The sequence below is a fragment of the Pandoraea sp. E26 genome (genome assembly GCF_000681415.1).
GTDB classification, from domain to species: Bacteria; Pseudomonadota; Gammaproteobacteria; order Burkholderiales; family Burkholderiaceae; genus Pandoraea; species Pandoraea pnomenusa.
The window spans coordinates 1-529 of record NZ_AYXJ01000079.1 but is presented as its reverse complement, the minus strand read 5'-3'; the positions used below and the strand labels follow the sequence as shown (position 1 = coordinate 529).

The window sequence follows — 529 nt, the reverse complement described above, 5'->3', positions numbered from 1 at the left end:
TGCTCGACATGGGCTTCATCCGCGACATCCGGCGCGTGCTGGCGGCGCTGCCGACCAAACGTCAGAACCTGCTGTTCTCGGCCACGTTCTCCGACGAGATAAAGCAACTGGCCGACGGCCTGCTCAAGTCGCCGGCGCTGATCGAGGTCGCGCGCCGCAACACGACGGCCGAGACGGTCGAGCAGAAAATCCACCCGGTCGATCGCGATCGCAAGCGCGAACTGCTCGAGCATCTCGTGCGCGAGCACAACTGGTTCCAGGTGCTCGTGTTCACGCGCACCAAGCACGGTGCCAACCGCCTGGCCGAACAACTCACGAAGGGCGGCATTCCGGCGCTGGCGATCCACGGCAACAAGAGCCAGGGCGCCCGCACGCGCGCGCTGGCCGAGTTCAAGAGCGGCACGCTCCAGGTGCTGGTCGCCACCGACATCGCCGCGCGCGGGATCGACATCGACCAACTGCCGCACGTGGTGAACTTCGACTTGCCGGAAGTCGCGGAAGACTATGTGCACCGTATCGGCCGCACCGG

Annotated in this window: 1 protein-coding gene; it reads left to right on the top strand. The window is 66.2% G+C overall.

Annotated features, from left to right (window positions below; genetic code table 11):
• Nucleotides 1-529: helicase-related protein (locus W930_RS0125170; RefSeq protein ID WP_028731422.1), on the top strand; the 529-nt coding region annotated here is incomplete at both ends.